This is a genomic window from Arenibacter sp. S6351L (assembly GCF_023016025.1).
GTDB classification, from domain to species: domain Bacteria; phylum Bacteroidota; class Bacteroidia; order Flavobacteriales; family Flavobacteriaceae; genus Arenibacter; species Arenibacter algicola_B.
The window spans coordinates 1-13,451 of record NZ_JALKBB010000051.1; the positions used below are offsets into that span (position 1 = coordinate 1).

Here is a 13,451-nt window from a genome sequence, read left to right on the forward strand (position 1 = left end):
TAACAAGGATAACTCAGTGCCTTTATTCATCAATGTAATTTAAAGTGCAAAGAAATAAATTATTCACTTCAGACCCAAGTTTTGTTCTTGATCCCTTTTTTCCTTAGTGATCATTGTCTAACTAAAGCCGTTTCAAATGAAAACAAACCAGACCTTTACGGTAATCTTTTTTACAAGAAAATCAAGGAGCGTTGCCAACCTCCTATCCATTTATGTCCGTATCACCATTTTGGGCAAACGTGCGGAGATCAGTTTAAAGCGAAAGATCGATGCGAGCCAATGGGACTGCATCAAGGGCAGGGGCAAAGGCAGGTCGGAGGAGATCCGGAACCTGAACGCCTATTTGGACCAGGTACAGGCGAAACTTCTACAGTGCCACGCCCAACTTGTCCAAGAAGACAAGATCGTGTCCTCCAATGCCATTAAAACACGTTTCCTTGGGGAAGATGAGGTTAGCAGGACCTTGATGGACCTTATCGAATACCACAACGGGAACATGGTCCATGTCCTCAAGCCCGGTACCATGAAGAACTATTATACCACGGAAAAATATCTTAAACAATTTTTAAAGAACAAATTCAAACAGGAGGATATCCATCTAAAGCAGCTGAATTATCGTTTTATATTGGATCTGGAACATTATTTACGGAGGTGCAAGGACAAAAAGAATCAGCTGTGCCTTAACAATAATGGTGTTATGAAACATTTGGAAAGGTTCAAGAAGATGGTCAACCTTGCCGTGAAACTGGAATGGGTAAATAAAAGCCCCTTTGATAGGTTCCAATTGAAGTTCAACAAATTCGATCGAGTGTTCCTGACACAAAGGGAATTAGGGCTTATAGAGGAAACGGAATTCAAACAGGACAGATTGCAACATGTAAAGGACTGTTTTGTGTTTTCCTGTTATACCGGACTTTCCTATGTGGATGTAAAGGAACTTACTTGGGATAATATCACCAAGGGGATAGATGACCGGAACTGGATTTATGCCCAACGGGAAAAAACGGACGAGCTGGTCAAAATTCCTATTCTTCCCCAAGCCTGGGAGATTTTGGAGAAGTACAGGGATTATCCTACCCATAACGGATTGCTGCCCATTTGTTCCAACCAGAAGGTGAATACGTATCTCAAGGAAATAGCGGGGTCGTGCGGGGTTCATAAGAACATTACCTTCCATGTGGCCAGGCATACCTTTGCCACGACCGTCATGTTGTCCAACGGGGTACCCATTGAAACGGTCTCAAAACTTTTAGGCCATACCAAATTGTCCACCACCCAGATATATGCAAGGGTAGTGGAAACCAAGATAAGCGAGGATATTGGTAATCTATTGAAGAGGTTTAAGGAAAGGGAGAGCCAAAGTGCTTAGGAAGATAAAAAGGGAACAATTGACCACAGTTCCCTTTTTGAATATTATAAATATACCAGGCCTTTATTTAGTCTTTAGAAGCTGTTCCAAATAGGCAACCTTTTCTTTTTCAGCTTGTAGAAGCCGTTCATAGAGTTTTTCTTTTTCTTGAAAGGCTTCAATTAGTTTGTCTAGTGGGTGAAAATTGCACAAATGATTTACAGCAGGCCCCGCATTTATGACCGATCCATCATAGTTATTTTGAATATTATTAAAAACTGCTTCGTCGCTATAGTTTTCAATAGCTTCACTAGATACACCCAAGGCCTTGGCCACTTGTTCTAGTTTTTCTTTCTCGATTGATTCACTCTGTTCCAAATTGGATACAGATTGTTGGCTAATTCCAAGCTCCATGGCCAATGCTTCCTGTTTCATGCCTCTTAGCTCTCTAATGCGGCTGATCTTTTTGCCAATATGGTTAGGTTTAGTTATAGTCTCCATAATTCAAATATATTATTTTTCCTTCAATTTGTAATCCGTAAAATACAATTTTTACTTGGTATTTTACAAGTTCATTTGGTGGGCTACATGATGAATCTGTGCTTAGTTTATATGAAAATAGTAAAATCATGGAATCAAATAGCTTTACACAGTTTCCCTATATTGGAGAACTTGTGGATTCGATTAAATCTATCCTGCCCATCCATTCTATCTATGTATTGGCGTTGACGGAAACAGTTAAAGAAACAACTGCATTTACGCCACCCCTGAGAACGAGTTCTGAGGGCTTTGCTGTTTATACCTTAGTTCTGGTGTCCTTAAGATCCTTTTTGTTGAACACAACTCAAGTAACGGAAGTACTTTTGGAGAAGATGCACTATAAATGCAAGGTTTACCCTATAACTTTTATTATTGAAGATGTAATTGATAGAGTGGACGAGGGCAACAATTTTTTGACGAGAATATTGAACCATGCCCCATGTATTTATAAGGTCGATGAATCGCTGTCCCTTTACAGCAAATTTAGTCCGATACTCCATAAAAGCATGTACACGGATATCAAGGCCGAATGGAAAAGAAGGAACAGGCGTGCCGGTTACCTACTGACTACTGTAGGCAATGATGGAATAGATATGAACGTAGATCCGTCCGCCCAATTAGGTTTACTTCATTATGCTTTGGAGCAGATGTTTCTAGGGATAGTATATCTTTTCTGGGAATTCAGCCCGGTTTATTACCCAATGGACCATTTACTTCATTTTTGTGGAGTGATTTCAGAGTTGCCCCAGAGGATATTTTCACAACGACAGTTCGAAACAAAACGAATTTTTAGATTACTATGTATGGGAAACCGACAGATGCGTACTAGGAGTTGTACAGTAATAGCCCAAGGCGATGTAGATAAAGCTTATAAGTTGTGCGAAAGGTTCCACAACGAATCGATTCTATTGGGAAGTCGGCAACTTAAATCTCTTAAAAGACTCCATTGTACACAATCTTGATGGTTGAGGGGTGAATAATATCTGTAAATACAAATTGCCATGAAAAAGGAAAAAGAAAAGCAGAATTTGGAAGATTACAGGATTTTGGGGTCTTATGGTATCCTTGGCTAATTTGAAATTTAAATATTGATAACATAATAAAGGGACTAATGGACAATAGGTATAAGGAAGTATTGGAAGCCGTAAAAGGGATATTACGCCCGCGAAATGGAGAAAGCGACAAGATGAGGAGAGGAATCCATTTCAAAGAGGTTAGTCTTGAAGTGAGCGATAATGACCATCTACGTTATATCATCTCATGTCTTTTGAAGGTCTGCATTTTGGCTCTTGAAAACGAAAACGGATTTAGTTCGCCAAGATATTCCCATTGTTCCAAAAAATTATCCGTCGCCACAGTTTTGGAACTTGTCGATAGCTTGTTGCCAGAAGAGCAATTGGCGAGCTACGATGCAATTGAAAAACTTGTTGTTACGGACATACAAAATCTTTCTGCTGATTAAAGAGTTGGAAATTGGATCGTTAGACTAATTCATTCCCAAATCTTACCATAACTTAACTGCGCATGGATCCTGATTCGATTTTATAGTGTTCGGGCGGATAAGCGTAAATAAAATCGAATTAGGGCGCATTGTGCTTATGTTTTGGAGCACAATGCCAATGCCTTTATTAAGATAATATCCGATAATAAACGTTTGTAAACGGGTAGCTGTTCACTAATATTTCAAATAGGTTAAAGTTTATACATTAAAAAAAAGACATCTTTGCAACCAACGGGCGCAAAGCAAGATCGTTTTTGTGGCAACAAAAACACATCTTGAATTCTCTATTTGCCGTAAAAATTTGCCTAAAAATGGGGCTTTCGGAAGCTTTTGCCGTAAAAATCTATTATCAACCTAGACTTTTTCGGATTAAATACTTGATAACCAGTGCAATTTATGCAGTAACACCGCTTTAGCGTGTTACCCTCTTGCTTTACCCCTTAGTTTAGCAAACACACTTTTCATAGAGAATGTTTTATGATATAAAGCACTTTTAATTGGTAACTTAATATCGGGGGTATATACTCTCAATAATTGTTAACTGTACCTTTATTGATTTTATTTTATTAGGCATTTTTTATTTGACTTTGTAGTAATTAAAAACTTGGGCTATTCTTTTTAATAATTCTTTGCTCCCTCGAATTGCGATTCATTACACTTTTATTGCCCACTCAGATAACTATGGAGGTGTAAATGTTTTAGTAATGTGGTTTAACATTATGGACCGCTAGAAGTAAACATACAGCTGCTGTTTATGTATGGTTCCGGACTTCAATTCCAATAACTCACTGGATTTAGAAAATAACCCGGGAATAATCCTAATTAGCACAAAAAGATTTATATTTTTATGGTTCTACTTTGAGAATAACTAACCGTAAAAAAGTAAATGAAATTCAACGAAGATTCAAGGGTCAAAATACCATCTATACTACACCTTACTCGATTAGGTTATAAATACTTATCACTTAAAAATGCGGTTTGGAATGAAGAAACAAACATCTTTACAGATGTTTTTATAAAGAGCATACAGAAAATAAATCACGATTTAGAAGAAGACGAAGCTAAACGTTTATTAAGTGATGTATCATTACTTTTAGACAACGAAGATTTAGGAAAAGGCTTTTATGATAGGTTAATTCAAAAAACAGGAAATAAAATTATTGACTTCGATAATTTTGAAAACAACACATTTAATGTAGTTACTGAACTGACCTATAAAAATGGTGATGAAGAATTTAGACCAGATATTATTCTTTTAGTCAATGGTTTGCCTTTAGTGTTCATTGAAGTCAAAAAGCCAAATAATAAAGAAGGTATTATAGCCGAACGCAACAGGATAAACAAACGTTTCCAGAATAAAAAATTCAGACGCTTTGTAAACATCACGCAACTAATGGTATTCTCAAATAATATGGAATACGATAGTGATGATATTGATACGGTTCAAGGGGTTTTTTATGCATCCCCCTCTTACCATAAGCCAGTATTTAACTATTTCAGAGAAGAAGAAACTTTCAATTTAGATAGCTTATTATTACCTGAAAGTGATAATATTGAAAATGAGGTGCTAAAGGATAATAATTTGGTTATTATCAAACACTCACCAGAGTTTTTAACCAATAAAAATCCTAATTCACCAACTAACCGAGTATCAACATCTTTATTTTCAAAAAACCGCTTATCTTTTGTATTGCAATATGCAATAGCCTATGTAAGTGAGAGTACAGGCATACAAAAGCATATTATGCGTTATCCTCAGCTATTTGCAACCAAAGCAATAGAAAACAAGTTAAATGAAGATACGCGTAAAGGTATTATTTGGCATACGCAAGGAAGCGGAAAAACAGCTTTAACATACTATAACGTTAAGTTTTTGACTGATTATTTTCAAAAACAAAATATCATACCTAAATTCTATTTTATCGTAGATAGGTTAGACTTATTGATTCAATCTAAAAGAGAATTTGCAAGTAGAGGTTTAACGGTACATACGGTTAATTCAAGGGATGAATTTGTAAAAGATATTAAATCTAAAGCAGCACTTCACAATGAAAGAGGTAATGCTGAAATTACAGTCGTTAATATCCAAAAGTTTTCTGAAGATGCTCAAATTGTAACCGAACAAGACTACGACATTAATATTCAAAGAATCTACTTTTTAGATGAGGTACATAGAAGTTACAATCCTAAAGGTAGTTTTTTAGCCAATTTAGAGCAATCAGATAAAAGTGCTATCAAGATTGGTTTAACCGGAACACCGCTTTTGGGTAACGATTATAATTCTAAATCTTTATTTGGCGATTACATACACAAGTACTATTACAACGCCTCTATTGCAGATGGTTATACACTTAAATTGATTAGAGAGGAAATAGCCTCTAATTATAAAATGGTGCTTGAAAATGCGTTAAAAGAAATTGAAGTATTACAAGGCGATATATCCAAAAAGAAAATATTTGCAGACAGGAGATTTGCAGAACCTATGCTTGATTACATCGTAGAGGATTTTGAAAACTTCCGCTTAACTTATGATGACAATTCAGTTGGCGCAATGGTAGTTTGCGATAGTTCAGACCAGGCAAAAATGCTATACGATATTTTCAATTCAAAATATGCAGACAACGAAAATACTGTTTTAGACCAAGTAGCCGAAGAAAACGAATCCTATAACAAAAAGAAAAAAGATAGTTTTAAATTAAAGACTGCTACGCTTATACTTCACGACATAGGTACAAAGGATGAACGAAAAAGTGAGGTTGAAGATTTTAAAGATGGTAAAATAGATATTCTGTTTGTTTACAATATGTTATTGACAGGCTTTGATGCCAAACGTTTAAAGAAATTGTATTTAGGTAGATTAATCAAAAAACACAATCTATTACAAACCTTAACTCGTGTCAATAGAACATACAAAGATTATAGATATGGTTATGTAGTAGACTTTGCCGATATATCAGACGAGTTTAAAAGAACCAACGAAGATTATTTTAATGAACTACAAGCCGAAAATGGTGATGAGTTAGAAAGCTATAAAAACCTATTCTTGTCTAAAGAAGAAATTGAAGAGGAAATAGCCGATATTAAAGAAGTTCTATTTCATTTTGATACGCTTAACGCTGAAATATTTTCGCAACAAATCTCTGAAATATCAGACCGTAAAAAAATGTTGGCATTAGTGAAAGCGTTAGGTAATGCAAAGAGTTTGTATAATTTAATTCGCTTATTCGGTCATTATGAGTTATTGGATAAAATAGACTTCAAAAAACTAACAGTTCTATATCGTGAGGCTAACAACCATTTACAATTACTCAATCAAAAAGAAGCATTAGAAAATGATGTAGATACTACCAACTTACTTAATGTAGCTTTAGAAGATGTCATTTTTATGTTCAATAAAGTTGGTGAGGAAGAACTTGTTTTAGCAGACCAATTAAAGGACACACTTCGTAAAACACGAGAAGAATTATCTAATAACTTCGATAAAAAAGACCCTAAATTCATTAGTCTATATGAAGAGCTGGAGCGTTTGTTTAAAAAGAAGAAACTAAACGAAGTAACCCAAGACGAAATGAAAGCCAATATTGGCGCATTAAAAGAAATACACGCCAAAATATTAGAGTTAAACAGACAAAACAAACTATTACAAGCTAAATACAATAACGACCCAAAATATTGTCGTATTCACAAACGTATTGTAGAAAAAGGTGGTTTAACCCAAAGAGAAAGTCTATTATTTGAAGCCTTACAATCAGTAAAAAATGAAGCAGACCTTCAAGTAATACAAAATAGTCGTTTGTTGCAAAACGAGGGCTATTTAGATAAGATGATGATAAAATTGGTAATCAATCAATTTGTCAATCAAAACAAAATTAAATTAAACCCAGAGACTTCTAAATTCATAAACAATTTAGTAGTACAAGAATATACCAATGAATTTCACGGGCGTACAGCCTAATATTAGAGAGTTGATTAAATGACGACAACAGTACAATTTCAAACACAAGTAAAAAACCTTATAGACAGTCTTAAAGGGATCTGTTCTAATTATGGTTTAGGCAATAGCGGTGATGAATACATTATCATTACACAAACATTCTTATACAAATTCTTAAACGATAAGTTTGCCTACGAGGTAAAACAACTAAATCCTGAATTGGCCAAAGCCGATAATTGGCAAAAAGCGATTGAGCAATTAAGTGAGGAAGAATACGAAATGCTAACCTTACAATTAAGTGCAGATACAGCAGTTTTAAAGCCTCATCATTTTATATCGCATTTGTTCGGCATCCAAAACAAATCAGATTTCGCATTGACTTTTGATGATACCTTAATGGATATTGCCATTCAAAACAATGATATTTTCTCGGTAGTAACTACAAGTGGCTCAAAAGAACCTTTGTTTGAAAGAATTAGCGAAAAAATTGACGAAGGCGATAGAAACGCATTTGCTAAAGCAGTTATTAACCAGTTAGTTGATTTTAGCTTTGAGCATATTTTTAATGAAAAATACGACTTCTACGCAACTATTTTTGAATACCTAATTAAAGATTATAATAACGATAGCGGTGGTACGTATGCAGAGTATTACACACCCCACGCAGTCGCTAAAATTATGGCGTCTATTTTGGTAACCGAAGATAACATACAAGACGTTACCTGTTACGACCCAAGCGCAGGTTCAGGAACGCTATTAATGAATTTGGCACACGCTATTGGTGAAGATAAATGTACTATCTACTCACAAGATGTATCTAAAAAATCATCGAAGCTATTACGCCTAAATTTAATACTAAACAATTTAGTACACTCATTACAAAACGTAGTGCGTGGTAATACCATTTTAGCACCCTATCATAAAGATGAAAACGGTCAATTACAAAAGTTCGATTATATCGTTTCTAATCCGCCTTTTAAGTTGGATTTTAGCGAGTATAGAGACGATTTAGATAGTAAAGAAAATAACGAACGTTTTTTTGCTGGCATTCCTACTGTTCCCAAAAAGAAAAAGGAATCAATGGCTATTTATAGTTTGTTTTTACAACATATTATGTTTAGTCTAACCAAAACAGGGAAGGCTGCTATTGTTGTGCCTACAGGTTTTATTACTGCACAATCTGGTATCGATAAAAAGATTAGAGAAAAAATGGTGAAAAGTAAAATGTTAGCAGGTGTCGTATCTATGCCTTCAAATATTTTTGCAACTACGGGTACAAATGTCTCTATAATCTTTTTAGATAAAAATAATACTGATGATGTAGTATTAATTGACGCTTCTAATTTAGGTACTAAAATTAAAGAAGGTAAAAATCAAAAAACGGTGCTAAGCCCAAAGGAGGAACAGTATATTATTGATACATTTAATAGCAAAAAGGCTGAAGAAGATTTTTCAGTAGTTGTAAGCTATGACGAAATAAAAGCTAAAAACTTTTCTTTAAGTGCAGGTCAATATTTTGAAGTAAAAATTGAATATATTGATATTACTGCTGATGAATTTGACAAGAAGCTCAAAAGCTTTGAAAATAATTTGGATTCTTTATTTGCTGAAAGTGATAGGTTGGAAAAGGAAATTCAGAATAATCTTAAAAATTTATCACTTTAATGGAGTTAGTTGATCTGAAATCAGCCGCTAATGTTATTACAGGATTCCCTTTTAAAAGTGAATTTTATGGTAATGAAGGTATTAGAACAGTTAGAGGAGAAAATATTACTGAAGGTAAATTAAGATGGGATTCTATAAAATGTTGGGATGAACCATTCGATAAGACAGAATATTATAGTCTAAAAGAAAATGATATTGTTATTGGAATGGACGGTTCGAAAGTTGGTAAAAATAAAGCGAGAATAAGAAAGATTGATTTACCATTATTATTAGCTCAACGCGTTGCCTGTATAAGAGCAAAAAAAAATTACAATCAAATTTTTCTTTTTTATTGCATTAATAATTCAAGACTAGAGGATTATGTGTCACGAATTCAAACAGGTTCTTCAGTTCCACATATTAGCAAAACACAAATTGAAGATTTTAAAATTCCAAATATAAAATTATCAATCCAAAATCAAATCGCTAAAGTCTTATCGGATTTAGATGCCAAAATTGAAGTCAACAATAAAATTAATGAAGAGTTAGAGGCACTCGCCAAAACCATTTACGAGTATTGGTTTGTACAGTTTGATTTTCCAGATGCAAATGGTAAACCTTACAAATCATCAGGTGGTAAAATGGTATTCAATGAAAAGTTAAAACGTGAAATACCACTAGGTTGGCAAGATAAAACCATTGCAGATTGGATAGAAAGGGATAAAAGTGGTGATTGGGGTAAAGATTCAAAACAAGGTAATTATACAGAAAAAGTGTCTTGTATTCGTGGTGCAGATATTAATGGTTTAAATGGTAATGGAGAAGTAAAAGCGCCAGAACGTTTTATTTTAGAGAAAAACACCCATAAACTTTTAGAACACGGTGATTTAATAATTGAAATATCTGGTGGTAGCCCAACACAATCTACAGGTAGAATGGCTTTTATTACACAAGAAACTTTAGAACGTTTTAATAACCCATTAATCTGTTCAAATTTCTGTAAAGCAGTAACATTAAAAGACGAAACCTATTTATATAATTTCGTCTACCAATGGAATAGAATATATGATGCAGGAGTATTATTTGGTTGGGAAGGTAAAACAAGTGGTATTAAAAACCTATTATTCGAGAGCTTTGTAACTAATTATAAAACGGTTTTCCCTCAAAAAAACATCGTAGAAAAGTTCTACCAAAAGGTAAAACCATTACACGCTAAAAAGCAAAAGAACCTGCAAGAAAACCAAAAGTTGGCAGAATTAAGAGATTGGTTATTACCAATGCTAATGAATGGTCAAGTAACGGTTAAAGAAGCAAAAGAACATATTGATCAAGCGGCAGAACCACAAGAGAATTATGGCTAAAAACAAAATGGACATAAAAATAATGGTAGGCTCTACAGTTTATGGTTTTGAAGACCAGCTATCGCAAATTGCAGCACAATTGCAGTTGTTAGGCTATACCGTTTTAAACTCGCATACTGGTAGCATTAAAGTAAATCCTAAATTGTCTAATTTAGAGAATTGTCTAAATGCTGTTGAAGAGTGTGATTTGTTTTTAGGTATAATTAGACCTTACTATGGTACAGGTAATATTGGCGAAAAAAACATCACTTTTGAAGAAATTAAAAAAGCTATAGAATTAAAAAAACCTTATTGGTTTTTAGTGCATAGAGATGTAACCTTTGGTCGCTTATTATTAGGGAAATTAAGACTTAAAAAAGAGGATAAGTTAATTGAAAAAGACGACGATTTAAATAAGGAAATAGGTATTGGAGTTGCCAAGAACAATTTTTTTGATGAAAGAACTATAGACATCTATAATTACGTTATTGAGAACCATATTCCTGTAACGTTAAGAAATGGAAATTGGGCACAAGAGTTTTATCGTTTAGATGAAATGATGACATATATAAATACTCAATTTTCTGATAAGAGTTTTGTGGAAAGCATAATAAATGAGAAACAAGTGAACGATGGAGAATAATTTTATCATAAACAACTTGTTGCAAAAAGACGAAAGCGTTCGTTTAGAATTAAAAACAGCTGCGCATATAACATCTATTGCCAAAACTATAACTGCTTTTATAAATACACAAGGTGGAGATATATTAATTGGAGTAAGTGATAATAAAGAAATTATTGGAGTAGAAAATGCTAATAGATTAAGAAATAGAATACAACATCAATTAATAGATAGTATTAAACCTAATGCGCCTATTTCATCACAAGTTATTAGATACAAAGGAAAAGACCTTATTTTAATTAGTGTATGGGAAGGCGCTAATAAACCTTATCAATATAAAGGTCAGATTTTCACTCGTGAAAATGATAGAACAAAACTATCAAATCAAGATATTTTGAATGAACTAATTAGCGAACGTAAAGCGGCAGATTTTCATTGGGAAAGAAGAGCTGTTTTAGGTGCAACTTTAGAAGATTTAGATAAGCAAGAAATTGATAAAACAATAGATTACTATCAAAATTATAAAGCAGATAAGACTTTTGAAGATGAAGAAGATTTTTTAATACAAACAGGTTTAATGCAAAATGGTCATTATACAAATGCTTGTATAGTTTTATTTGCAAAATCCCCTACTCGTTTTATTCCTCAATCTAAAATTAGAATAACGGTTTACCCATCAGATACAACAGGAGATAGATTTTTAAACGACCGTATTTTTGATGGCAATGTGTTTAGCAATATTTCTGGAGTATTAAGTTTCTTGGATGTCACTTTTGGTAAAAGTATTATTGTTGATGGTGTAGAAAGAAAAGAAAAACTCAATTACCCTTTATTAGCTTTAAGAGAAGGCCTGTTAAATGCAATGGTACATAGAGATTATAACTCTGTTAATGGTTTTTTACAGATTTCTATTTTCTCTGATAGAACGGAAATTGCTAATTATGGTGGTTTACCTGATGGTATTACATTAAGTGACTTAAGAAAGGAACATAATTCTATACTTCGTAATCCGGATATTGCTAAAATTTGCTTTATAAGAAAGTATATTGAAATGCTTGGAAGTGGTACTTTAAGAATGATTAATGATTGTAAGAAGAATAAGTTTAAAACACCTTCCTGGAAGCAAAAAAATAATATTACTACAGTTGTTTTTCCGGAACTTAAAGCTACACTTAAAAATAGTGAGGGTGTAAATGAGGGTGTAAATGAGGGTGTAAAAAATAAACTAAAAGCTGTTTTTATTGATGAAAGTGAGGGTGTAAAAAATGAACTTATTAGTATTTATGAAATTATTGAAACAACACCTAATTTAAAAACTAAAGATATAGCAACTATAATAGATAAAGGTTTGTCAACTACAGAACGTTATCTTAAAAAGTTAAAAGATGAAGGTTTTATTGAATTTGTAGGTTCTTCTAAAACTGGTGGCTACGATATTAAAAAGAATTAAGATGAACTTATACAACTTAAAATCAAAGGCTGCAATTAGTATTCTAAAGGAGAAGCCATTTAAATTAGAAAGAGAAATACAAACACTTTTTGAAAGTAACTTGAATGAATTAATGAATTTACAATTAGTAAAATCAGAATTTTCAATTAAAAATAAACGTATTGATACATTAGCTTATGATAAACAATCAAAAGCATTTATAATTATTGAATATAAAAGAAGTAAAAATATAAGTGTTGTAGATCAAGGCTTTACTTATTTAAGCTTAATGTTAGAAAACAAAGCAGATTTTATTGTTGAATATAATGAAACCTTAAAATCATCCTTACAGCGTACAGATGTTGATTGGAGTCAAACACGTGTTGTATTTGTTTCTACTGGTTTTACAGAAAATCAGAAAACAGCAACAAACTTTAAAGATATTGCGATTGAATTATGGGAAGTTAAGCGATATGAAAACAATTTAATTAGTATTAATCAAATTAAGAAAAGTAAATCGGCTGAAAGTATTAAACCAATTACATCAAGCAATACTGAATTAGATGCCGTTACAAGAGAAATAAAAGTATATACGGAAGAAGACCATACAGCTAACAAATCAGATGATATAATAGAGTTATACGAGACTTTTAGGGATGCTATTGTAAATCTTTCAGACGACATTGAAATTGAACCTAAAAAACTATATATAGCTTTTAAAAAGAACAAAAACATAGCAGATATAGTAGTACTCAAAAAAGGTCTAAAACTATTCATCAATCTAACAAAAGGAACATTAGACGACCCAAAAATGTTGATGCGTGATGTTTCAAATACAGGTCATTGGGGTAATGGCGATTATGAGTTGGTTATAAAAAACACAGATGATTTAGAATATTTAATGAGTTTGATTAAACAAGCTATATGAATATTATATCTTCACAACCCATAATATCAGTATTATAGTAAAGCTAATTCATTTTATTTGTACCTTTATAATGTAGCCTTACCCTTTTTAGGACATCTCTAAATTCAACAATTTTTCTTTAATATTGGTCGTTTCGGGGAAGAATTCTTCCCCGAAACGGTCTTT

At 33.0% G+C, this 13,451-nt stretch carries 10 protein-coding genes; 9 read left to right on the plus strand and 1 reads right to left on the minus strand.

Annotation, left to right across the window (positions count from 1 at the left end):
• Positions 1–136: 136 nt before the first annotated feature.
• The gene (locus MWU82_RS23310) at positions 137–1,369 is read left to right on the plus strand and encodes a site-specific integrase (RefSeq protein ID WP_247098124.1); all 1,233 of its coding nucleotides are present in this window, start codon (positions 137–139) and stop codon (positions 1,367–1,369) included.
• Positions 1,370–1,432: 63 nt separating this feature from the next.
• Here the strand turns inward: MWU82_RS23310 and MWU82_RS23315 are convergent, their stop codons facing one another.
• Positions 1,433–1,849: a helix-turn-helix transcriptional regulator gene (locus tag MWU82_RS23315; protein ID WP_247098125.1), complete on the minus strand. Its 417-nt coding sequence runs from the start codon at positions 1,847–1,849 to the stop codon at positions 1,433–1,435.
• 128 nt (positions 1,850–1,977) lie between these two features.
• Between MWU82_RS23315 and MWU82_RS23320 the strand changes: the two genes are divergently transcribed.
• The 8 genes from MWU82_RS23320 to MWU82_RS23355 all read left to right on the plus strand — a co-directional run bounded on the left by MWU82_RS23320 (position 1,978) and on the right by MWU82_RS23355 (position 13,286).
• Positions 1,978–2,850, plus strand: coding sequence for a hypothetical protein (locus MWU82_RS23320; protein ID WP_247098126.1), 873 nt, complete (start codon positions 1,978–1,980; stop codon positions 2,848–2,850).
• Positions 2,851–2,999: 149 nt separating this feature from the next.
• Positions 3,000–3,350 (plus strand): hypothetical protein, encoded by a 351-nt coding sequence (locus tag MWU82_RS23325; protein WP_247098127.1) that lies wholly within the window; start codon positions 3,000–3,002, stop codon positions 3,348–3,350.
• A 925-nt stretch (positions 3,351–4,275) separates the two neighbouring features.
• On the plus strand, positions 4,276–7,344 hold the full coding sequence (locus MWU82_RS23330) for a type I restriction endonuclease (protein ID WP_247098128.1): 3,069 nt from the start codon (positions 4,276–4,278) through the stop codon (positions 7,342–7,344).
• Between the two features lie 18 nt (positions 7,345–7,362).
• Positions 7,363–8,988, plus strand: a complete 1,626-nt coding sequence (locus MWU82_RS23335) for a class I SAM-dependent DNA methyltransferase (protein WP_247098129.1) — start codon at positions 7,363–7,365, stop codon at positions 8,986–8,988.
• On the plus strand, positions 8,988–10,328 hold the full coding sequence (locus tag MWU82_RS23340) for a restriction endonuclease subunit S (protein WP_247098130.1): 1,341 nt from the start codon (positions 8,988–8,990) through the stop codon (positions 10,326–10,328). The genes MWU82_RS23335 and MWU82_RS23340 overlap by 1 nt, the downstream gene beginning before the upstream one ends.
• Positions 10,321–10,950, plus strand: coding sequence for a DUF4062 domain-containing protein (locus MWU82_RS23345; protein ID WP_247098131.1), 630 nt, complete (start codon positions 10,321–10,323; stop codon positions 10,948–10,950). Before MWU82_RS23340 ends, MWU82_RS23345 begins: the two co-directional genes overlap by 8 nt.
• On the plus strand, positions 10,940–12,379 hold the full coding sequence (locus tag MWU82_RS23350; RefSeq protein WP_247098132.1) for an RNA-binding domain-containing protein: 1,440 nt from the start codon (positions 10,940–10,942) through the stop codon (positions 12,377–12,379). The genes MWU82_RS23345 and MWU82_RS23350 overlap by 11 nt, the downstream gene beginning before the upstream one ends.
• Before the next feature lies 1 nt (position 12,380).
• Positions 12,381–13,286 carry a DUF5655 domain-containing protein gene (locus MWU82_RS23355; RefSeq protein WP_247098133.1) on the plus strand — a complete coding sequence of 302 codons (906 nt, stop codon included), beginning with the start codon at positions 12,381–12,383 and terminating at the stop codon, positions 13,284–13,286.
• The last annotated feature ends 165 nt before the right edge of the window (positions 13,287–13,451 follow it).